Origin of the sequence: Bradyrhizobium sp. BTAi1 (genome assembly GCF_000015165.1) — a bacterium.
In the GTDB taxonomy this organism is placed as follows: Bacteria; Pseudomonadota; Alphaproteobacteria; order Rhizobiales; family Xanthobacteraceae; genus Bradyrhizobium; species Bradyrhizobium denitrificans.
This window is the reverse complement of record NC_009485.1, coordinates 3,952,411-3,974,228: the sequence shown is the minus strand read 5'-3', so window position 1 is coordinate 3,974,228 and position 21,818 is coordinate 3,952,411. Positions and strand designations below refer to the sequence as shown.

20 protein-coding genes are annotated in these 21,818 nt (G+C 65.7%); 9 read left to right on the top strand and 11 right to left on the bottom strand.

The features are described from left to right. The first annotated feature begins 26 nt into the window (after nucleotides 1–26). A complete protein-coding gene (locus tag BBTA_RS17775; RefSeq protein WP_012043878.1) occupies nucleotides 27–1,529 on the top strand; it encodes an MFS transporter in 1,503 nt (500 codons plus the stop codon). Between the two features lie 97 nt (nucleotides 1,530–1,626). On the opposite strand, the gene BBTA_RS17770 is transcribed toward BBTA_RS17775, so the two are convergent. Both BBTA_RS17770 and BBTA_RS38205 read right to left on the bottom strand, forming a co-directional pair. Then, entirely contained in the window at nucleotides 1,627–1,914 is a 288-nt protein-coding gene (locus BBTA_RS17770; RefSeq protein WP_012043877.1) for a hypothetical protein, read from the bottom strand. A gap of 219 nt (nucleotides 1,915–2,133) precedes the next feature. Further along, nucleotides 2,134–3,477 (bottom strand): PEP-CTERM sorting domain-containing protein, encoded by a 1,344-nt coding sequence (locus BBTA_RS38205; protein ID WP_049795378.1) that lies wholly within the window; start codon nucleotides 3,475–3,477, stop codon nucleotides 2,134–2,136. A 613-nt stretch (nucleotides 3,478–4,090) separates the two neighbouring features. Here BBTA_RS38205 and BBTA_RS17760 point away from each other — a divergent pair. From BBTA_RS17760 to BBTA_RS17740, 5 genes are all read left to right on the top strand, one after another. After that, nucleotides 4,091–4,816, top strand: coding sequence for a sulfite exporter TauE/SafE family protein (locus tag BBTA_RS17760; RefSeq protein ID WP_012043874.1), 726 nt, complete (start codon nucleotides 4,091–4,093; stop codon nucleotides 4,814–4,816). A 19-nt stretch (nucleotides 4,817–4,835) separates the two neighbouring features. Further along, on the top strand, nucleotides 4,836–6,335 hold the full coding sequence (gene radA / locus BBTA_RS17755) for a DNA repair protein RadA (protein WP_012043873.1): 1,500 nt from the start codon (nucleotides 4,836–4,838) through the stop codon (nucleotides 6,333–6,335). A gap of 169 nt (nucleotides 6,336–6,504) precedes the next feature. Further along, on the top strand, nucleotides 6,505–7,131 hold the full coding sequence (locus BBTA_RS17750; protein ID WP_012043872.1) for a CvpA family protein: 627 nt from the start codon (nucleotides 6,505–6,507) through the stop codon (nucleotides 7,129–7,131). A 23-nt stretch (nucleotides 7,132–7,154) separates the two neighbouring features. Then, nucleotides 7,155–8,687: an amidophosphoribosyltransferase gene (purF, locus tag BBTA_RS17745; protein WP_012043871.1), complete on the top strand. Its 1,533-nt coding sequence runs from the start codon at nucleotides 7,155–7,157 to the stop codon at nucleotides 8,685–8,687. 308 nt (nucleotides 8,688–8,995) lie between these two features. Then, nucleotides 8,996–9,739, top strand: a complete 744-nt coding sequence (locus BBTA_RS17740) for an SDR family NAD(P)-dependent oxidoreductase (protein WP_012043870.1) — start codon at nucleotides 8,996–8,998, stop codon at nucleotides 9,737–9,739. Nucleotides 9,740–9,825: 86 nt separating this feature from the next. On the opposite strand, the gene BBTA_RS17735 is transcribed toward BBTA_RS17740, so the two are convergent. From BBTA_RS17735 to BBTA_RS17720, 4 genes are all read right to left on the bottom strand, one after another. Further along, nucleotides 9,826–10,218, bottom strand: a complete 393-nt coding sequence (locus BBTA_RS17735; protein WP_012043869.1) for a 4Fe-4S binding protein — start codon at nucleotides 10,216–10,218, stop codon at nucleotides 9,826–9,828. Nucleotides 10,219–10,319: 101 nt separating this feature from the next. Continuing rightward, on the bottom strand, nucleotides 10,320–10,658 hold the full coding sequence (locus BBTA_RS17730; protein WP_041750733.1) for a hypothetical protein: 339 nt from the start codon (nucleotides 10,656–10,658) through the stop codon (nucleotides 10,320–10,322). Then, on the bottom strand, nucleotides 10,655–11,893 hold the full coding sequence (locus BBTA_RS17725; protein WP_012043867.1) for a patatin-like phospholipase family protein: 1,239 nt from the start codon (nucleotides 11,891–11,893) through the stop codon (nucleotides 10,655–10,657). The genes BBTA_RS17730 and BBTA_RS17725 overlap by 4 nt, the downstream gene beginning before the upstream one ends. Continuing rightward, nucleotides 11,890–12,792, bottom strand: a complete 903-nt coding sequence (locus tag BBTA_RS17720) for a DUF3313 family protein (RefSeq protein ID WP_012043866.1) — start codon at nucleotides 12,790–12,792, stop codon at nucleotides 11,890–11,892. The genes BBTA_RS17725 and BBTA_RS17720 overlap by 4 nt, the downstream gene beginning before the upstream one ends. 166 nt (nucleotides 12,793–12,958) lie before the next feature. Here BBTA_RS17720 and BBTA_RS17715 point away from each other — a divergent pair, with 166 nt between their 5' ends. The 3 genes from BBTA_RS17715 to BBTA_RS17705 all read left to right on the top strand — a co-directional run bounded on the left by BBTA_RS17715 (nucleotide 12,959) and on the right by BBTA_RS17705 (nucleotide 16,174). Further along, nucleotides 12,959–13,603, top strand: a complete 645-nt coding sequence (locus BBTA_RS17715) for a TetR/AcrR family transcriptional regulator (protein ID WP_012043865.1) — start codon at nucleotides 12,959–12,961, stop codon at nucleotides 13,601–13,603. 67 nt (nucleotides 13,604–13,670) lie between these two features. Next, entirely contained in the window at nucleotides 13,671–14,804 is a 1,134-nt protein-coding gene (locus BBTA_RS17710) for a hypothetical protein (RefSeq protein WP_012043864.1), read from the top strand. 143 nt (nucleotides 14,805–14,947) lie between these two features. Next, nucleotides 14,948–16,174 carry an ABC transporter substrate-binding protein gene (locus tag BBTA_RS17705; protein ID WP_012043863.1) on the top strand — a complete coding sequence of 409 codons (1,227 nt, stop codon included), beginning with the start codon at nucleotides 14,948–14,950 and terminating at the stop codon, nucleotides 16,172–16,174. Between the two features lie 66 nt (nucleotides 16,175–16,240). Here BBTA_RS17705 and BBTA_RS17700 read toward each other — a convergent pair whose 3' ends face one another. The 5 genes from BBTA_RS17700 to BBTA_RS17680 all read right to left on the bottom strand — a co-directional run bounded on the left by BBTA_RS17700 (nucleotide 16,241) and on the right by BBTA_RS17680 (nucleotide 21,680). Then, a complete protein-coding gene (locus BBTA_RS17700) occupies nucleotides 16,241–17,509 on the bottom strand; it encodes a TCR/Tet family MFS transporter (protein ID WP_012043862.1) in 1,269 nt (422 codons plus the stop codon). An 85-nt stretch (nucleotides 17,510–17,594) separates the two neighbouring features. After that, entirely contained in the window at nucleotides 17,595–18,728 is a 1,134-nt protein-coding gene (locus BBTA_RS17695) for a helix-turn-helix transcriptional regulator (protein WP_012043861.1), read from the bottom strand. A 252-nt stretch (nucleotides 18,729–18,980) separates the two neighbouring features. After that, nucleotides 18,981–20,351 carry a ribosome biogenesis GTPase Der gene (gene der / locus BBTA_RS17690; protein WP_012043860.1) on the bottom strand — a complete coding sequence of 457 codons (1,371 nt, stop codon included), beginning with the start codon at nucleotides 20,349–20,351 and terminating at the stop codon, nucleotides 18,981–18,983. Between the two features lie 83 nt (nucleotides 20,352–20,434). Next, nucleotides 20,435–20,971 carry a hypothetical protein gene (locus BBTA_RS17685; protein WP_012043859.1) on the bottom strand — a complete coding sequence of 179 codons (537 nt, stop codon included), beginning with the start codon at nucleotides 20,969–20,971 and terminating at the stop codon, nucleotides 20,435–20,437. Nucleotides 20,972–21,026: 55 nt separating this feature from the next. Continuing rightward, a complete protein-coding gene (locus BBTA_RS17680; RefSeq protein ID WP_012043858.1) occupies nucleotides 21,027–21,680 on the bottom strand; it encodes a tetratricopeptide repeat protein in 654 nt (217 codons plus the stop codon). Nucleotides 21,681–21,818: the final 138 nt, after the last annotated feature.

Sequence of the window (21,818 nt, the reverse complement as noted above, 5' to 3'; positions counted from 1 at the left end):
GCCGAGGCGATCCTGGAGGAACGCACATGACGCCGATGTCGAAACGCAGCCGCTGGCTCATCCTTCTAACCGTCTCCAGCGCGCTCGCGCTCGTCGTGATCGACATGACGGTGCTCTATACGGCGCTGCCCAGCCTGACCTATGAGCTCGGCGCAACAGCGTCGGAGAAATTGTGGATCGTCATGGCCTATGGCCTCGTCGTCGCCGGTCTCCTTCCAGGCTTCGGCTCGCTCGGCGATCGCGTCGGCCACAAGAAGACATTCGTCGCCGGGCTCATCGTGTTCGGACTGGCCTCTCTCGTCGCCGCCTATTCGCCGACCGCCATGGTCCTGATCGGCGGCCGCGTCCTGCTCGCCATCGGCGCGGCACTGATGATGCCGGCGACGCTGTCGATCATTCGCATCACCTTTTCCGATGACCACGAACGAGCGCTCGCCATCGCCATCTGGGGTGCCGTCGCATCCAGCGGCGCGGCGGTCGGGCCCCTGGTCGGCGGCGTTCTGCTGGAATATTTCTGGTGGGGCTCGGTGTTCCTGATCAACGTGCCGCTGGTCGCCCTGGCGCTGGTCGCCGGCCTGCTGCTGATTCCGGCCCCGGCCGCTCGCGGCGAGCGCGACTGGGACCTGCTGGGTTCAATCCAGGTGATGGCCGGGCTGATCGGGTTTGCCTATGTCGTCGAGGAGCTCGGCAGCCGCCAGTCTTCCGTCGTCATTCTCGCCGGCGCGGCGATCGCGACCGCCATCATGTTGACGGTGTTCGTGCGCCGCCAATTGCGGCTCAAGGATCCCTTGCTCGACTTCACCTTGTTCAGAAACCTCGAGTTCACGCTCGGCGTGATCACCGCGATCGTGGCGTCGCTTGCCATCGCGGGCACCGAGCTGGCGATCAGCCAGCGCCTGCAGCTCGTCCTTGGCTATTCGCCGCTGCAGGCGGCCTTGTACATCCTGCCGGCGCCGCTCGGGGCGTTCATCGGCGGGCCGCTCGCGAGCCTGATGCTCCGTCGCGTCGGAGCCGCCACCACGATGTCCGGCGCGCTCGCGATCTCAAGCATCGGCGCGGCCGGCTACCTGCTCTGCTACAATGCCGATCTGGTGCTGCAATTGATCTGCATCGCAATCAACGGTCTCGGACTCGGCGCGTCCATGGCAGCCGCCTCCAACGCCGTGATGACTCACGCGCCCGAAGGCCGCGCAGGCATGGCCGCCTCGATCGAGGAGGTGTCGTTCGAGCTCGGCGGCACCATCGGCATCAGCATCTTCGGAAGCATCCTGTCCGGGGTCTATACGGCCGTCATGGTGCTGCCCGACGGAGCGGGCGTTGCCAGCGCCGCGCGCGACAGCATCGATGCGGCGCTGATCGCGGCCGAGCGCCTGCCGACCGACATCGCCGCAGTCGTCACGTCACACGCGCATCGCGCCTTCGATCAGGCGTTTCTGACCGTCATCGTCGCGGCGACGCTCGTCCTGCTCGGCACTGCTTTGCTGGTGTGGCTCGGAACGAGCCGGCTTCGTCTTCGCGCGGCCCTGTAAGCGGCGCGCCGCGGAGGGCCGCGTCGACCGTATCAGCCTCCGCGGAGTCGTCGCCCGCGACCGCGGGCCGGCGCGGTCTCCGCGCACGGCGTTCGCGTCACGCGGAAAGGCGCCTGGCGTTCGCCGCCACGTAGTCGCGATAGAGATCGACGATCGCCGCCGCGCTCGCCCCCGCCATCAGCTTCGCAGTTGCCTCCAGCGCTGCAACGATCTTTTCGTTGACCATCAGCTCCGCCTCTTCGCCCGCATCGGCTTCGCCGCGCGCGAACTTCTCCAACCGCAAGCGGATCACTTCGCCGGCTTCCATGGCCAGCATCGCGGCTGCGAACCAGGGACACTCGGCTTCGGCGGTTGCCGTCTTGGACGGCGGTGTCGGCAAGGACATTGGTTGTTTGCTCATCGTCAGCGTCCGAAATCACCAACGGACATGCGACGAATACGCTTCAACTTTTAAAGATGCAGACGCACAATCATCGGCGATTTTGATTCCCGTCGAACCAGTTGTTAACCACGCAGCCCTCTCAGCATCGCGAGCCATGACTTGGTGAGGCGACAACGAGCGAGACGCCGCCAACGGGCGGCTGCTCACTTCAGGATGCGATCCTCAAGCCGCCGACACTGTCGTTGCGCTGGGCGAGCGGCGGAGGCCGATGTAGCCGAGGCAGAGGAAGCCAAGGATCATCATCGCCCAGGTGGACGGTTCCGGCACTGCATCGGTGATCGGCGTCATGGTGCCGGTGAAATTCCCCGGTCCCTCGAATGTCACCGCGGTGATGAAGGCCAGCGGGTTCTCAGGATCCACACCGGGATTGATGCCGAGTACCTCGAACTGGTTGACGCCGGAGCCGGCAAAACTGAACAATTGCCCGCCGGCGAGCTTGGTTTCCGAGATCCATTGGGTTCCGTTCCACAGCAGCAGGTCGAACAGACCCGAATTTCCGGTCGGCAGGGTGACGCTGGCGAAATTGGGATCGCCGGCACCGGTCCTGTAGATGTATCCGATCGCGCTTGCGGGATCGATATTGTAGGTCACCCCCGGCGCGACGGTGAGGTTGAAGCCGTAGGTAACCTGACCGTTCTGGACGGTCGTGGTCGGCAGATTGATTGGCCCAGGTGAATTCGGCAGTATCTGGAAATTGGAATAGACGCGCGACATCGCGCTGACATTGCCGTTGTTCAGCACCACCGTCGAGCCGTCCCGGGTCTGCAGCGCACTGATCTCGATCGTGTATTGCGTGTTGGTGGCGAGCGCGACCCCGTGGGTGAAATCCGCGGGCGTGACCGTGTAGGAGGTCACACCAGGACCGACATTCTTCGTGGTCACCTGGCCGGAATCGATCACCTGATGGTTGGAATTGAACGTCTCCAGATTGTTCTGATAGATGTTGATGCGATAGCCGTTGACCGTCGTCCCCGGCGGCGGTGACCAGCTGAAGGTCGGCGCCTGTGCTGTGCCGGACAGCGTGATGCTACGGACGAACGGGATCTCCGCCGTCCCCGCCAGGCTCTTTTGAACCGTCGCAGTATCCGCGCCATTGGTGTAGTGGAAGGTAAAAGGGTTGGTGAGATTGGCCGGATTGTTGTTAGCGCTCGCGCTGCACGGCGAGCAGATCCGCGTCAGCCCAGTGAAGAAATTGGGCGTGGCCGGGCTGCTCTGGCCGATCATGCCGAACGTAATCATGTTGCCCGTGGCGGCATTGACCGTGGTGGCATATCCGGTCGTCCCACCAGTCGGACCATTGGGGACGACGCTGGTAGCGCCATAGCGGATGAACTGGCCGGATTGAAAGTCGAGATTGTTGGGTCCGACATTATACCACTGCACATAAGGATCGCTGACCGTGATCGCACTGGCAACGGCCGGACCGCACCACGAACCGGCTGTCAACGCGACCAAGAAAACGTTGGATAATACGCTCGACGGCGAGACGGCAAAACCTTCCTTCATCTGTCCACCCCCTGTGATCAGATTCATATTCGGAAAGCGATCGAGCGGCGCTTGGCGCACGGCCCTATGCGAAATTTTCTGACTTGTTAGTTGGATTATTGTTAGTTTTAAGAGCGTTAGCTTAATTGTTGTTCGCTTGACGCCTGATCGTTGGCGGCTTGACAGCAGCGCGCCTCATGATCTGGCGCTAATGAGCCAGGTCAATTGTAGTTCAGACGATTTTGACAAAATGCATAATCAATTATGACGCCGCCTCTTAAGCGTGTCAACGTGTCGCGGCACGGCGCGCGATGACTTTGCGTGCGGCAAGCCGTCGGAGACGCTTCACCCTGTGTGAGGACAATAGTCGTCCATTTGCACGCCACCGGGTAGTATTACCAGCGTGACCAGCACCACGTCGTCGCACCGTCGGCTGCTCACTTTCTCCAAAGGCTGACGAGCAGCAGAGAGTTTGGGGCTTTATCTCCGCAAATCAGATCGCAGACATCGATTTGTGGACGCCTGAAGAAGTCAACTATGTCTCCGAAGGGGAATAAGCTACGCATCCACACTGAACACTGCACTCGCAACGACGTGGGGAGAGATCCCGTCCCGATCACGGAGGAGAACACTCTTGGGCTTCCTGTTCGTCCTCGCCGTCGGCCTCATCGCCGGCACCTTGTCGGGCATCGTCGGCACCGGCTCGTCGATCATGCTGATGCCGGTTCTCGCTTATGAATACGGACCGAAGGAGGCGGTGCCGATCATGGCGGTTGCCGCGGTGATGGCGAACCTGTCGCGCATCCTGGCGTGGTGGCGCGAGGTCGACTGGCGCGCCTGCGCGGCCTATTCAGTGACGGGCATTCCGGCGGCGGCGCTTGGCGCGCGCACGCTCCTGATCCTGCCCTCGCAAGCTGTGGACATCACGATCGGGCTGTTCCTGATGGCCATGGTGCCGGTACGGCATTGGCTGACGCGCCATGAGATCAAGGCCAATCTCTGGCATCTTGCGCTGGGCGGTGCGATCATCGGATTTTTGACCGGCATCGTGGTCTCGACCGGGCCGCTCAGCGTGCCCTTGTTCCTGTTCTATGGCCTGTCGAAGGGCGCCTTTCTCGCCACGGAAGCCGCGAGCTCGCTCGGGCTCTATCTGTCGAAATCCGTCACCTTCCAGCGCTTCGGCGCGCTGACGCCGGGTATCCTGCTCAAAGGCCTGATCGCCGGCGGCTCGCTGATGGCCGGCGCCTTCGTCGCCAAGCGCTTCGTCCTGCACATGAAGCCGGATGTGTTCCGCCTGGTCATGGATGGCATCATGCTGGCCGCGGGCCTAAGTATGTTATGGAACGCCACCCACTCCTGACCGCATCGATTCTCCGCTCATGGCCAAGAATGCCCTCTCCTTCGTCTGCCAGAATTGCGGCGCGGCCTATTCGCGCTGGCAGGGCAAATGCGAGGCCTGCGGCGAGTGGAACACGCTGGCGGAAGAGGACACCACGGGCGCGACCTCGGCGCCGGTGTCGCTGCGTTCCAAGCGCAAGGGCCGCACCTTCCAGCTGGAATCCCTGACCGGCAAGAGCATCGACGCGCCGCGATTGTCGTCGGGCATGACCGAACTCGACCGCGTCACCGGCGGCGGCTTCGTCCGCGGCTCGGTGCTGTTGGTCGGCGGCGATCCCGGCATCGGCAAATCGACCTTGCTGACGCAGGCCACCTCGATGCTGGCGCGCGCCGGCCATCGCGCGGTCTACATCTCCGGCGAGGAGGCGGTGGCCCAGGTGCGGTTGCGCGCCGAGCGGCTGGGGCTTGCCGACGCCCCGGTGCAACTCGCGTCCGAGACCTCGGTCGAAGACATCATCTCGACGCTGTCCGAGGGCGGCGTGCCCCGGCTGATCGTGATCGATTCGATCCAGACGATGTGGACCGACACGGTCGAATCAGCGCCGGGCACGGTCACCCAGGTCCGCGCCTCGGCGCAGATGCTGATTCGCTTCGCCAAGAAATCCGGCGCCGCCATCATCCTGGTGGGCCATGTCACCAAGGACGGCCAGATCGCCGGCCCCCGCGTCGTCGAACACATGGTCGACGCGGTGCTGTCGTTCGAGGGCGAAGGCTCGCAGCAGTTCCGCATCCTGCGCGCGGTCAAGAACCGGTTTGGCCCGACCGACGAGATCGGCGTGTTCGAGATGACCGGGCTCGGCCTGCGCGAGGTCACCAATCCCTCCGAGCTGTTCTTGTCGGAGCGCGATCTCGGCAGCCCCGGCACCGCCGTGTTCGCCGGGATCGAGGGCACGCGGCCAGTGCTGGTCGAAATCCAGGCGCTGGTGGCGCCGACCTCGCTGGGCACGCCACGCCGCGCCGTGGTCGGCTGGGATCCGAGCCGGCTGTCGATGGTGCTGGCGGTGCTGGAAGCGCATTGCGGCGTCAAACTGTCGGGCTACGACGTGTATCTGAATGTTGCCGGCGGCCTGCGCATCCACGAGCCGGCGGCGGATCTGGCCGCCGCCGCGGCGCTGGTGTCGTCGCTGGTCAACGCGCCGCTGCCGCCGGATGCAGTCTATTTCGGCGAAATCTCGCTGTCCGGCGCGGTTCGACCGGTGGCGCAGACCTCGGCGCGGCTAAAGGAAGCCGCCAAGCTCGGCTTCGGCCGCGTCGTGCTGCCGGAGCGCGCGCGCGGCGAGGCCGGAGGCGATGCCGGCCTCGTCTTGAATACCGTCGGCGGATTGACCAGCCTGGTCGCCGACATTGCCGCGCGCGGAACCCCGCGCGGCCGCCAGGACGCGGCTCGCGACGATGGCGATACGCGGGATCAGGGCCGCCGCGCCCCGAGCCATGCCGAAAAAAATGCCACACCAGCGAGATTCCGCCGTCAGGACGGCTAGGCGGACCGTGACGTTCCCATGACTCGCCGCTATACAACCCCGCATCCGGGCTGGCACGGGAGCGTGCGGCATCCGGATTTGCCGGGGCCCCCTGCTCTCCTCCGCCTGGAGGGCGGTCCTCGTCGACGTGACGCGAACCTTGGACCTGTGAAGCGGACCTGATCAGCCGATGCCGATAACGATCCTCGATCTCATCCTGCTCGGCGTCATGCTGATCTCGGGGCTGCTCGCGATGGTTCGCGGCTTCATGCGCGAGGTCCTGTCGATCGCGGCCTGGGGCGCGGCGGCTCTGGTAACGCTTTATTCATTCTCCAAGCTGCTGCCGACCGCCAAGACCTATTTCAACAACGACACGGTCGCGAGCGTGGTGGTCGTCGCCGGTACTTTTGTCGGCACCTTGCTGATCGTCTCGGTGATCACGGTGAAGATCTCCGACATGATCCTCGATTCGCGCATCGGCGCGCTCGATCGGACCCTCGGCTTCCTGTTTGGACTGGGCCGTGGCCTCCTGATCGTCGTGGTCGCCTTCCTGTTCTTCAGCTGGCTGGTTCCGGATAAGCAGCGTCCCGACTGGGTCACCGCGGCGAAATCGCGGGTGGTGCTGCAGGGAACCGGGGATTGGCTGATGTCGCTCTTGCCTGATGATCCCGAGAACACCATTTTAAAGAAATTCAAGAAGAACAAGCCGGACGACGACCAGACTGACACCGAGTCGCCCGGAGTGGGCGGCGATGGGTACAGCAAGCCTGCCCGCGACAGCTTGAAGAAGCTGATCGAAAAACCCGCGGCCAAGTAAGCCAAGCCCAGAAGAGAGGCGCGATGGACCTGCACCACGATTCTTCCGGCGAAGCCCAAACGGACTCCCACGCGGATCTGGACTTCGGACCTCAAGCTGACCTCAGAGACCCTGACCTGGACGGAGACACGCTGCGCGAAGAGTGCGGCGTGTTCGGCATTTATGGGCACAGCGATGCCGCCGCGATCACCGCACTCGGCCTGCATGCGCTCCAGCATCGCGGCCAGGAGGCCGCCGGCATCGTGTCCTATGACGGCACGCGCTTTCACAGCGAGCGCCGGCTCGGCCTGGTCGGCGACACCTTCTCCCGCCGCGAGGTGATCGAACGGCTGCCCGGCAATGCCGCGATCGGCCATGTCCGCTACGCCACGACCGGCGCGACCATCCTGCGCAACGTGCAGCCGCTGTTTGCCGAGCTCGGCGCCGGCGGCTTCGCCGTCGGCCACAATGGCAACCTCACCAACGGCCTCACTCTGCGCCGCGAGCTGGTACGCGCCGGCGCAATCATGCAGTCGACCACCGACACCGAGGTGATCCTGCACCTCGTCGCGCACTCCCGGCGCACCAATTTCATCGACCGCTTCATCGAGGCGCTGCGCGCGCTCGAAGGCGCCTATTCGCTGGTCTGCATGACCAACAAGAAGCTGATCGGCGCCCGCGATCCCCTGGGCATCCGCCCGCTGGTCTATGGCGAGCTCGACGGCTGCCCGATCCTGGCGTCCGAGACCTGCGCGCTCGACATGATCGGCGCGCGCTACATCCGCGACATCGAGCCCGGCGAAGTCGTGATCTTCGATGAAACCGGCGCGCACAGCCACAAGCCGTTCCCGCCCAAGCCGGCGCGGCCTTGCGTGTTCGAATATATCTACTTCGCCCGCCCCGATTCCATCGTTGGCGGCCGCTCGGTCTACGAGGTGCGCAAGGCGTTCGGCGCGCAGCTCGCGCGCGAGAGCCATCCCGATGTCGATGTCGTCGTTCCGGTGCCGGACTCCGGCGTGCCGGCGGCGATCGGCTACAGCCAGCATTCCGGCGTGCCGTTCGAGCTCGGCATCATCCGCAATCACTATGTCGGCCGCACCTTCATCCAGCCGACGCAAGCGATCCGCGAATCCGGCGTGCGCATGAAGCACTCGGCCAACCGTGCCGCGATCGAAGGCAAGCGCATCATCCTGATCGATGACTCGCTGGTGCGCGGCACCACCTCGCGCAAGATCGTGCGCATGATGCGCGATGCCGGCGCCACCGAGGTGCATTTCCGCCTGGCGTCACCGCCGATCCTCTACCCCGACTATTACGGCATCGATCTGCCGGATCGCGGTGGTCTCCTGGCGGCAACGCATTCGCTCGAGGAGATGCGCGAGCTGATCGGCGCCGATTCGCTGGCCTTCCTGTCGATCGACGGCATGTACCGGGCGATGGGCGAGCCGGCCCGCGACCCCGCAGCGCCGAAATATGCCGACCACTGCTTCACCGGCAATTATCCGACCCATCTGACCGACCAATCGCTGGTCGAGCCGACGCAGCATCAGCTGTCGTTGCTGGCGGAAGCGAGCTGAGGCTCCCGCCCGGCGCTACCACAGAGGGATCCGGGACGATGCGAGGCATCGGACCCGGACGCTCCCGGTGTCTGATGCGGTCATCCGGAGCTTCCGGATTCGCCGCCTCGCTGTGCCGCCGCGTGACTGCAACGCGCCGTCCCTGAAGCCGGTGCCGGAAACCAAAACGAGCTGTTCCCGGTTATCCTGTGACACTAGCCACGGGCCTCCAACTCCATCATAAGGCCCGGAGGATTGGTCCTGGCGGTTCGCGCGCTCAGCGCATAATGCGACGCGCATGAGGCCAGGACGACGATGGACGCTGCATGATGACCCTACCCCTCGCCAATCGGATTGCCCTGGTCACCGGCGCCTCGCGCGGCATCGGCTACGCGACCGCGCGGGCGCTTGCCCGCGCCGGCGCGCATGTCGTGGCTGTTGCACGCACGCAAGGCGGGCTCGAGGAACTCGATGACGAGATCCGCAAAGAGACCGGCAACGGCGCCACGCTGGTGCCGCTCAGCATGGCCGATACCGACGGCATCGCGCGGCTCGGCGCCGCGCTGCACGAGCGCCATGGCCAGCTCGACATCCTCGTCGGCAACGCCGCTGTGCCCGGCCCCTCCTCGCCGCTCGGCCATATCGACCTGAAGGCGTGGAACGATGTGCTCACGGTCAATCTCACCGCCAACGTCCAGCTGATCCGCTGCATGGAGCCGCTGCTGAAGGCCTCCGACGCCGGTCGCGCCGTGTTCCTGACCTCCGGCGCCGCCCATAAGGCGCAGGCCTATCTGGGCCCCTATGCGGTGACCAAAGCGGCGGTGGAAACGCTGGCGCGGGTCTGGGCCCATGAGACCGAGCGCACGCCCCTGCGCGTGAACCTGTTCAGCCCGGGGCCGATCCGCACCCGCATGCGCGCCACCGTGTTTCCAGGCGAAGACCCGATGACCCTGGAGACGCCCGAGCAGGTCGCCGAGTTCATCGTGCCGATGTGCCTGCCGTCCTGGACAGAAACTGGAAAGCTCTACGAGTACAAGAGCCGCGCGCTGAAGAGCTTCCAGCCACCGGCCTAACGCGGCGAACTGGCGCGTTCGGCAAGCGCGATGCCGATCGTCGCGAGGCCATGCTGACGTCATGCGGCCTCGCCGTGCCGCCGCGTTCAGCGCGATAGCGGATGGTCCTCGCGTGCCGCGGCCGCGACGAGATCGATCGCGCGCTCGGGACAGGCGACAACACACAGGCCGCAGGCGAGGCACAGCTGGCTGTTCGGCGTATACGCCGTCTTCATGCCGTGAAAGCGGACGCGCATCCTGCCGAGGAAGGACAGCGTGCGGAAGTCTGCATCGCGGATCGGGGCGACGTCGAACACGTCGTAGGGACACACCTCGACACAATCGCCCTTCGCCTCGCATCTGTTGTGATCCACGACCGGAACGAAGGCGCCCGGCTCCGCCTTGCAACCCGCGCCTGGACGCTTCGGATGTTGCGCCGCCTTGCGCACCTTGGCGGCATTGGTTCGCTTCGATGGCGTCGGCTCGGTATGGTCGGTCACGCGTTCTACTCCCATTCGAAACCTGTCAGCCGGCGCATCTCGCGCGTGGTCGTCGACGCGCCGGCGCAAACCTGCTGCGAAACATCGAACGTCGCTTGCCGCTATTTCGCGGCAGCAGTGGTCGCGCCGGGCTTGGCGGCGGGCGCCTTGCCCGCAGCCGGGACCTGGCGATCGCGCACCGCCGCGAGCTCCTTGCGCAGCTTCTCCTGCTGCTCCGGAGACAGCACGGGGCGCTGGTCGTCCTGGGGCAGGTCGTTGACTGGGAGATAATTGTACGTGGTGCCGAACTGCGTCGCCGTGGCGGACGGGCTGGTGGCCGACGGGGTCGTGCCCGACGTGGTGCAGCCGCCGACCAGCGACACGACACACAGCGCCGTTGCGGCCAAGGCGCATCGCGCAGCCGTCCGCATCGCTCCGGGGTTGATGCGACGACGGTTCATCGCGCCGCCGCCATGGTGTGTGCGGGCAACTGGGCCGTGATGCCATGATCGTTGGACTCGAGCCCCGGCAGGCTCTTCACCCAGGGATAGCCGCGCCGGCCCATGTCGTGGCCGCGGTCGAACAGCGCCGTCATGTAGCTGCGATCGAACGGACCGTCAGCCTTGACCTGGAAGTCTCCGGGCACGCTCGCGAGATTGAAATCAATGCCGTTGAATTTCGCCACCGAATAGATCCGATAGATATCGCCGATGCCCTGGTTCTTGATCAGCGTCGAGAGCGAGCGCTGGGTGACCGACAGCACGTCGGCGCCGACGCTCTCCCATTGCGGATCGATGCGGGCATTGCGGATGACATAAAGGTGCGCACCGTTGACGGTCCTGCGCGGCCCGCGGCCGGCGACCAGACGCAGCACCGAAGGGCCGATGAAAACCTGCCTCGTGACGCCGCCATCGACATGAAGCTCGTCATAGTCCTTGTCGCCGATCTTCACCTTGATGCGCACGGGCGCGAAGGCGCCGGGGACGGTGGCGGAGGCGAGCAGCACCTTGCGGAACAGATCGACGGCCTCCGGCGTGTCGGCCGCGGCGATGCGGCCCATGTCCCACAGCACCGGCCGCTGCGCATCGAGATTGGTGGTGCCGATCAAGAGCACCCTGCCCTTGCGCCTCTCGCGGGCAATGTCGCGCAAGAAGTCGCGGTCGACATATTTCTCGATCAGCCGCGACAGCGGCGTGTTGTCAGCAAGCGCCGAGCCCTGCAGCAGGCCGGGGACATTGACCGTGAAGATGTCCTTGCGCTCATAGGCGGTGAAGACCTCCTGCAGCCGATCGTCGTGTTCGCGGCCGAGGAAGACGAACGGGGCCATCAGCGCGCCCGAGCTCACGCCGGTCACCATGTCGAACGACGGCCGGTTGCCGGCCTCGCTCCAGCCGACCAAAAGACCGGCGCCGAACGCGCCGTTCTCCGCGCCACCGGAGATCGCCAGGAAATTCAGCGGACGCGAGCTGGCGATCTCGGCCGACGCGCGCTGCATCGCGGCCTCGGCGAAATGCGGCGCCGGTTCATCGCCCCAATAACGCACGTCGCGGAAGCCGACCGGCTCGGCCGCGACGGCGGCCGCCTCGGGCAGTGCATTGCGCGGCATCACGGCGGCACACGCCGCCAGCAGCAGCGACGCTGCGAAAGCGAGCGCGACGCGCGGGGCCAAAGCGCGGAAAGAGGCGGCAGACTTCATCGCGACGCTTGCTGCTCCACGCTGGCGACCGCAGGCTGCGGCGTGCCGGGCCTGGCTTCGTCGGCGCCCTTGTCGGTCCAGTCGGGCGGCAGGCCAAGGCCGGCCCCGACGAAGCCCTTCAGGCCGGGAAAGCGTCCGTACTGCTCACATGCGGCATATTTGGGAGCGCCACCCAGCTTGGCCGGCAGGCTCGAGGCCGCTGGCAGCGACGGCAGACCGCCAAAGGGGGACTCCCCGGTCGATACCAGTTTGGCGAAATCGGCGCCGAATTCGGACGCGAGGTCGTAGGCGTCGCCGTCCTTGGCCATGCGTGCCGTGGACACCGAATTGGCGCTGCGGGCCCACACCATGGCCGCCTTCTGGAACCCGGCGAAGTTGCGCGCCTCGGCCTCGACCGACAGCGTGCCGAGCCCGACCGGAAGCCGCGGCACCGGCACCGGAACCCCCGGCAGCGCCACGGTCTTGGCGATGGAGGCCGCCTGCGATGCCGCCGACGCGGTCGCATTCGTCGCCGTGGCATGCGTGACCGTGGCCCTGACGATCAGATCGGCCTCTTCACCGGGCAGGACGATCTGGAACCTCTCGCTCAATCTCAGGCACATTTCGCGGCTGATCGCGTTGGCCACCAGCTTCCGCTCATCGTCGTTCAGGGCGACATCGGGGCGCGCCGGGAACGCCGTCGGTTCGAGCCGGATCGTCTTGGCTTCCAGCAGCTCCTTCTTGTCCGCCTTGATCTGCGCCCGCGTCACCAGCCCGTTGGCGTCGGCGAGACTGTCGTAGCTGCGCAGCGAGCCGGCCCGCTCCAGCGGCGCCGTGGCACAGCCGGCCGTGGTCAGAGCCAGAGACGCAAGCGCCGTCCACTTCAGCGGGACGAGACGCGATATGCCGGGGAGACCCATTGATAGATAGCTCACTCTAATTAAGTCTCACAAGCTTCACCGCTTGTCCAATTAAACTAGATCAAATTCTCTAGAATAGAGCGGCCGGAAATATTATTTTATATTACAAAGAGTTGGCGAAGCCGGACAAAGTGAGGCGAGAGTTGGGCAAGCAGGATCTGGGGCGATGAGGAAGGTCGATCCGGTCAAGCATGAGCAGAAGCGGCAGGAGATACTCCAGGCCGCCCTGTCCTGCTTCGTCAGGGACGGATTTCACGGCGCCAGCACCACTGACATCTGCGCCGCGGCCAAGATCAGCCCCGGTCACCTCTATCACTACTTCGGCAGCAAGGAGGCCATCATCGAGGCCCTCGTTCAGCACAGCCTCGCGCATGCGGCATCGCGATTCGAAGCGATCCTGGCCTCCCCCGACGTCATCGAGGCGTTCCTGATGGAGCTCGAGACGACGAGCATCCGCCGTCGCGAAGCCCAGGTTCTCAGCGCCGAGGCGCTGGCCGAGGCCTGCCGCAATCCGAGCTTCGCCCGCATCGTCCAGGACCAGGGCCGCGGCATCCGGCGGCTGCTGGTGGATTTCCTTGCGAAGGCCCAGCAGCGCGGCGACGTCGATCCCGGCCTCGATCCCGAAGCAACCGCGAACATCCTGGTTGCGATCGTCGACGGCGCGCGCGCACTGCCGATCCGCAATCCCGCGGCTGACATCAAGCAGAGCACGGACCATCTTCGTATCATGATCACGCGCTTCCTCAGGCCGCCCGCAAGGCGGGAGCCTGCTCCTGCAGACGCGCAGCGCCCGGAGGGCGGCGGCAATTGACACCGCTCCCGGCGCGCGATTGACTGCAGCAACAAGCGGTCAACCGCAGCATGACAGGGAGGATGGCATGACGCGCGCATCGCGCGGGCCGGCGATCGGCTTCGCCCGGGCTCTTTCGCTGATCATCGCCGCGGTGAGCCTGCTGCTCCCGCACATGGTCAGCGCCGCTGACATCCCGACCTTCGCCGTCGAGCCGTCCTGGCCGAAGCAGCTGCCGAACAATTGGATCCTGGGCCAGGTCGGCGGCATCACCGTCGATGCCAACGGGCACATCTGGGTGATTCACCGGCCGCGCTCGCTGACCGACGACGAGAAGGGCGCAGCGCTCAATCCGTCACGCTCGAAATGCTGCATCCCGGCACCGCCGGTGCTGGAATTCGACACCGACGGCAATCTGTTGCGCGCCTGGGGTGGCCCGGGCCCCGGCTATGAATGGGTCGGCCGCGAGCATGGCATCGAGGTCGATGATCGCGGCTTCGTGTGGATCGGCGGCAATGCCGACAATGACAATGCGATCCTGAAATTCACGCTCGACGGAACATTCGTCCCGCAGATCGGATCGATCGCGCCGAGCAAGGGATCGAACGACACCACCCAGCTCGGCAAGCCGGCGGAGACGGCGATCGACAAGGATGCCAACGAGATCTATGTCGCCGACGGCTATGGCAACCGGCGCGTCATCGTGTTCGATGCGACGACGCTGGCCTACAAGCGCCACTGGGGCGCCTATGGCCATGTCCCCGACGACACCAGGCAGCCGCCTTATGATCCCAAGGCGCCCGTCGCCCAGCAATTCGGCAATCCCGTGCACTGCGTGAAAATTGCCGATGACGGCCTCGTCTATGTCTGCGACCGCATCAACGACCGCATTCAGGTATTCAAGAAGGACGGCACCTTCGTCACCGAGTGGTTCTTCGAGAAGACCACGCTCGGCAATGGCGCGGTGTGGGACATCGCGATCTGGCCCGATCAGAAGCAGACCTATCTGCTCTCGGCGGACGGCGAGAACAACGAGATCCGGATCATCAGGCGGGACGACGGCAGCGTGGTCGGCAGCTTCGGCCATAATGGCCGCAATGCCGGCCAGTTTCACTGGGTGCATGCGATGGCCGTCGACAAGTCCGGCAACGTCTATACCGCCGAGGTCGACACCGGTAAGCGCATTCAGAAGTTCAGGCTGACCTCGGACGCGCTGCGTTAACGCTCGAGCGAGACGCCCAAAGCTTGGGCGCGCCTCCCCCCTTTGGCGCATTGCCGCAACTCGGAAGACCAGCTAATCAGGACGGCAGCCGGCAAAGGGCGCCCAAGAAGCCCCCGCCGCGACACGACACCAGGGAGGACTGAATGACCACGTCTCATGCGCGGCGGATGGCCGCGTTGCTTGCCGCCACCACGCTCAGCTTTGCCGGCTCCGCCTTCGCCGACGACAAGGTCGTCAAGATCGGCGTGCTCAACGACATGTCGAGCCTCTATGCCGATATCGGCGGTCCCAACTCGGTGGCCGCGATCAACATGGCGGTCGAAGATTCCGGCATGAAGGCAAAAGGCTGGACCATCGAGGTCATCAGCGGCGATCACCAGAACAAGCCCGACATCGGCGTCAACATCGGCCGGCAATGGATCGACACCCAGAAAGTCGACGTGATCATGGATACGCCGAACTCCGGCGTCGCGCTCGCGGTCTCCAATCTGGTCAAGGAAAAGAACTCGATCCTGATCAATTCCGGCGGTGCGAGCGCTGACCTCACCGGCAAGGCCTGCAACGCCAACACCATCTCCTACACCTATGACACCTACATGCTGGCGAACGGCACCGGCAAGGCGCTGACCAAGGCCGGCGGCGACAGCTGGTTCTTCCTGACCGCGGACTACGCGTTCGGCCATGCGCTGGAGCGCGACACTTCGGCGGTCGTCACCGCCAATGGCGGCAAGGTGCTCGGCTCGGTCAAGCATCCGCTCAACACCGCCGATTTCTCCTCGTTCCTGCTGCAGGCGCAATCGTCGAAGGCCAAGGTCATCGGCCTCGCCAATGCCGGCGGCGACACCACCAACGCGATCAAGCAGGCATCGGAATTCGGCATCGTCCAGGGCGGCCAGAAGCTCGCCGCGCTGCTGTTGTTCGTCAACGACGTCCATGCGCTCGGACTCAAGGTGGCGCAGGGCCTGACCTTCACCGAGTCGTTCTACTGGGATCTGAACGACAAGACTCGCGAATGGTCCAAGCGCTTCCAGAAGCTGTCCCCCAAGGGCACGATGCCGTCGATGACGGTGGCCGGTGTCTATGCCGGCACGCTGCATTACCTGAAGACGCTGGACGCGCTGGGCGGCAATCCGCACGACGGTGCCAAGGTCGTGGCCAAGATGAAAGAGATCCCGACCGACGATCCGCTGTTCGGCAAGGGCCCGCTGCGCGCCGACGGCCGCCGCCTGATCCCGGCCTATCTGTTCGAGGTCAAGAAGCCCGAAGAGTCCAAATATCCGTGGGACTACTACAAGCTGATCGCGACCATCGCGCCGGAGGACGCCGCGAAGCCGCTGGAAGCCAGCGAGTGCCCGCTGGTCAAGAAGTAACCTCCTGATCCAATCGATCATGACTCCGAGGCGGCGCCAGCGCCGTCTCGGGTCTCGCGCAACGTCTCAGGATAAGGCTGCGGCTGTCGCGGCGCGGATCGTCCGCAGCGCGATCGCGAGCGCGACGACCAACAGCATCGACGCCAGCAGGAACGGCGCGCCGGGCAGATGCACCGGCGCGGTGACTCCGATGAAATAGGCGAAGGTCAGCGTGAACAGGAACGGCCCGGCGAGCTGGGCCATGCTCTGCACGCTCGACGTCGCGCCCTGCAGCTGGCCCTGCCGGTCCGCCGGCACCAGCCGTGTCATCAGCGCCTGGATCGCCGCGCCGGAGACGCCCCAGAGCGCCATCGCAGGAATGCCGAGCCAGCTCAGCATCCCGGTCGGCGCGAGGCCAAAGATCAGAAAGCCCAGCGTGCCGCTGCACAGGCCGAGCAGCAAGGCGCCACGCTCGCCGAGCGAACGCACGATCCAGCCGACCGCCCCGCCCTGCACCACCATGGCGCACACGCCGACGATCGCCAGCGTCAGGCCGACCGTGCGCGTATCCCAGCCATAGCGGTAGGTGGCGTAGAGCACGAAGGTCGACGGCAGCACGACATGGGCGAGCTGGGTGATGAAGTTGACCATGGACAGCCCGGCCAGCATGCGGTCGGAGCGCAGCAATTGCAGTGCGCCGAGCGGGTTCGCGGTCCGCCAGCGGAACGGACTGCGCCGCTCGTGCCCCAGCGATTCCGGCAGCACCAACAATCCATAGACCGCATTGACGAAGCTGAGTCCGGCGGCCGCCCAGAACGGCAGCCGCGGATCGATATCGCCCAGCAATCCGCCGGTCGCCGGGCCGAGCACGAAGCCGGCGCCGAACGCCGCTCCCATGCGGCCGAAGATCGCGGCGCGCCGCTCTGGCGGCGTGAGGTCGGCGATGTAGGCAAAGGCCGTGGAAATGCTGGCCGAGGTGATGCCGGAGATCAGCCGGCCAATGAACAGCCACGCCAGCGACGGCGCCATCGCCATCAGCACGTAGTCCGCGGCGAGGCCGAAGTTCGAGAGCAGGATGACCGGCCGCCGGCCGAACCGGTCGGAGAGGCTGCCGAGCACCGGCGAGAACACGAACTGCATCAGTGCCCAGGCCGTGCCGAACAGGCCGAAGATCCGTGCTGCCTGCGCGGTGTCATTGGCGACGAAGCTCTCGATCAGCTTGGGCAGGATCGGCATGATCAGCCCGAGCGCGAGCATATCGAGCAGGATGGTGACGAAGATGAAAGCGACGGCGCCGCGGCGCGGGGCCTGCGGCGACGGTACGCCGTCGGAACTCGCCAGCTCGGTGTCGACCATGGCCTGCCATCGGGTGATCGCCCGCAGCCGCGCGGGACGAACGCCGACTTATACACGCGTGGTCGAGGCCGGCAATGCGGCGGGCTCAGGAGGCAAGCGGTGACATGAAGCCGGCGACCAGTCTGACCAGATCGGCCTGCCGCACGGCCCCGGTCTTGAGGAAGACGCGGCGCAGATGCGTCTTGATCGTGGTCTCGGCGACCCCGAGCAGGCACGCGACTTCGGGAACACCGCCGATCTCGACAATGCCGAGCAACACCCGCAATTCGGTCGGCGTGAGCCGATAGGCTGTTGCGATCAGCTCGGGAGATTGTGGCGGCTCGATCATTGTACGGCGCATGAAGATCGCAGCGCTCGCCGCATAGGCGCGCCCCACGGCCTGGCGGTCGCGCGATGTCAGCGGCAGCACGTGCGCAACATGGTGCAGGCCGTTCTGCGACGTCATCAGCATGGCGGTGCCGCCGGTGCCGAGCGCGGCATCGCCGCCGCCGCTGCGAACGATGAGATCCTGCAGCATGTGATCCGTCCGGCCATCGCGCGCCGCGAGGCGACCGTCACGGACGAACAGCGGATCGCCGGCATCGAGCAATTGCTGCCCGGCTGCGTTGGCGTGCACCAGCCGCCCGAGCCTGTCGACGAGGCCGATGCCACACGTCATTCGTTCTAACGCCTCGGCGAACGCCGACGCCTGTGCCGATTTCAGATCGATCAGCCGGCCGATCATCACGGCGCGGCGGATATGCGGTGCGATCTGCTGCATGCGCATGCGTGCCGCGTTGTCAGCCAGGCCATCGGACTCGTAGCGGAACACGCCGAACAGCGCTGCCGTGGTCGCAGATTTGTCGATCACGGCCGAGATGAAATCGACCATGCCCTGCGGCGCCGCCCATTCGCGATAGAAGCGGGTCTGGCGCAGCTCGTCCTGCGGCATCAGGTCGGAGACCGCGATCGGCTGACCTATCTCAGCGAAATACTGCCCGGTCGTGGCCGGATCGAGCTTCACATATTTGTCGAAATACAGCTGGCAGTAATGCGGATCGATACCGGACTGACACAGCACATCGCCACCGCCCGCGATCGGACTCTTGGAGAAGATCGACGCCACCTGGCCGCCGACGAATTGCCCGGCGCGGCCGACCACCTCGGGCCAGCGCAACGGGTCCAGCGCCGCATCGTAGATGTCTCCCACCAGATCGAGCACGTCATCGGCATCCGCCATCGCATCTCTCCAACCTGCAATGTCGCGCGCCGAACGCCCACCGCCACGCCGATCCCCCTCATAGGATGGCTCGGACCTGTGAACTTGGACGGATGCGACGAAAGGCAGGGCTCCACCGACTTCCAGACCACGTCTCGCCTCATGGCGAGACCGGCGCGGATTAGCGCGGTGACGATGGAGAGGGATGTGCGCGCGGTCACGCAGCCCTGCAGACGCGGCGAGCAAGGCGCAGAGGCGTACGCGGCCGTCGGTCTAGGACGGCCGCTTGCGCTTGTGCGCGAACGGGTTGGCCTTCTCGCGCAGGGTGATGCGCACCGGGGTGCCCGGCAGCTCGAAGGTCTCGCGCATCGAGTTGATGAGATAACGCAGATAGGATTGCGGGATCGCATCGGCGCGCGAGCAGAACAGCACGAAGCTCGGCGGTCGCGCCTTGGTCTGGGTGATGTAGTTCAGCTTCAGGCGGCGGCCCGACACCGCAGGCGGCGGATTGTTAGCGATTGCCTCCTCGAACCAGCGATTCAGCGCCGCCGTCGGCACGCGCCGGTTCCAGACGGCATAGGACTCGACGATGGCCTGCATCAGCCGGTCGATGCCCTCGCCCATCAGGCCCGACACCGCGACGATCGGCACGCCCGACACCTGCGGCAGCCAATGATCGACATCATGGCGGAGCGCGGAGATCTGGCCGGGCTTGCTCTCCATCAGGTCCCATTTGTTGACGGCGATGACCAGCGCGCGGCCCTCGCGCTCGATCAGATCGGCGATACGCAGGTCCTGCTCCTCGAAGCGGTTCTGCGCGTCCATCATCAGCACGACCACTTCGGCGAAGCGCACCGCGCGCAGCGCGTCGGCCACCGACAGCTTCTCGAGCTTCTCCTCGATGCGCGAGCGCCGGCGCAGACCTGCGGTATCGAAGATACGGAAGCCGCGGCCCTTATATTCGATCTCCACCGCGATCGAATCGCGGGTCGTCCCGGCCTCGGGGCTGGTCAGCAGCCGCTCCTCGCCGAGCAGGTGGTTGATCAGCGTCGATTTGCCGGCATTGGGACGGCCGACGATGGCGACGCGGATCGGGCGGGCGGCCCGCTCCTCGTCGGTCTCCTCGTGCTCGTCCACCTCGTCCTCGGTCTCCGGCACGAGCCCCCTGAGGGCATCGTAGAGCTCGCCCATGCCCTCGCCATGCTCGGCCGAGATCTGGATGGGGTCGCCGAGGCCAAGCGCATAGGACTCCATGGCGCCGAGCTCGCCATGCTTGCCCTCGCTCTTGTTGGCGAGCAGCAGCACCGGCTTGTCGGCGCGGCGGGCGAAATCGGCAAAGGTACGGTCCGCCGGGGTCAGGCCCGCACGCGCATCGATGACGAAGAACAGCGCATCGGCCAGCGCGATCGCGGTCTCCGTCTGCTCCTGCATCCGCGCGGTCAGCGATCCCTTCGGCCCCCCGTCGAGGCCAGCGGTATCGATGATCGTGAACTGGAGATCGCCAAGCTTGGCCTCACCTTCGCGACGGTCGCGGGTGACGCCGGGCATGTCGTCGACGAGCGCCAGCTTCTGTCCAACCAGACGGTTGAACAGGGTCGATTTGCCGACATTGGGTCGGCCGATGATGGCGATGGTGAAGGACATGATGATCCGTGCGCGTGAGCGCGCAGCTTTAGCGCATTCGGCCGCAAAACCGAAACGGGCGATGGGGCGATCGGCAGACGGGCTTAACGGTTGAACGAGCCGCTCGGCACCGGCGCCGGGAAGGCGCTGCCGGACTGGCGCGCCGGCTGCTGCGCGGGGGCGGTATCGTCGGGCGGCGGCGCGGTGGTGCGGCGGCGCGCGATCTTCTTGGGCTTCGGCGCTGGAGGAACGGCACCGGCCCCCTCCTCAACCGCCGCGGCTTCACCATCCTGCGGCTCAGACGCGGGCGCCGCGCTGGGCGCCGCAGCCTGCTGCCGGCCCTTGGCGCCCTTCTTGCCCTTGGGCTCTTCCGGCGGGGCCGCCGGAGCCGCCGCCTGTGCGCCCGGATCGGCCATCTGCTGCTGCTGGGCGCCCTTGTAGAGGTCTTTCGGCACGCCCTGCTCAAGACCGGGTACGCCCTCCGGAAACACCGGCTTGCGTTCTCCCGGCAGCTTCTTCTTCGTATCCAGGAAGTCGAGCAGGTCGGAGGGATCGAAACTGCCCCCGCTCGCGCAGCCGCCGAGCACGCCCGAGAGCGCGACGAGGACAGTCAAGGCAATGAGACGTTGGGGGCGGCGCATGGTCGTGATTCCGATCAATGTCAGTTTCGCCGTCAGCTCTTCAGATCAGCGCGTGTCAGCTCTTGGCCACGGCGGGCAGCAGCGCCTGCAGCGCTTCGGCGCGCGAGCGCAGGCCCGGCGGGGTCTCGCCATCCAGTGCGATCATGTCGAGCCATTGGCGAGCCGCAGCGGCATCGTTAGCCTTCCAGGCCGACAGGGCCAGCAGCTCGCGTGCAGCGTGGCGGAACGGCGCGCCGGACGCTGCCTCGCCTTCGAGCCGCTGCTTCAGGTCCGGATACGGAGCCGTATCGACCAGCAGGCCGGCCGCGCGCAGGCGCGCCATCGACTGCTGTTCGGCGCCGATGCTGCGATCGGCCGCCAGCTCGTCATAAAGCCTCACCGCCGCCGCCTTGTCGCGCCCCGCCGCCTCGGCGGCCTGGTGGAATCGCGCCAGCATGCGGTAACCCGCTGGGGCGGTCGCTGCGACCTCGGCAAAGGCCTTCTCGGCCTCCTCGCGCTTGTTCTGCTCGGACAGCTCGATGGCCTTGTTGAAGGCCGATCCCGCCTCGGCGGCCTTCTTGCCCTCGGCATACTGGTAACCACGCCAGCCGCCGACGCCGGCGATGATCAGCACCGCGATCGCAATGATAAAGATCGAATAGCGGTCCCACAGCCTCTTGAGCTGCTCCCGGCGGACCTCTTCGTCTACTTCATCATAAAATTCAGACACTTAGCCATTTCCCATGAGGTCCGCTGCGATCGCGCGGCGGATGGTATTGAAGTGCCGCACGAGCTCCACATCGCTCGCACGCGGCCGCCGATACCGCATCGGTATGGCGGTGGCAAGGCGAGTCCAGCCGAATCAAGG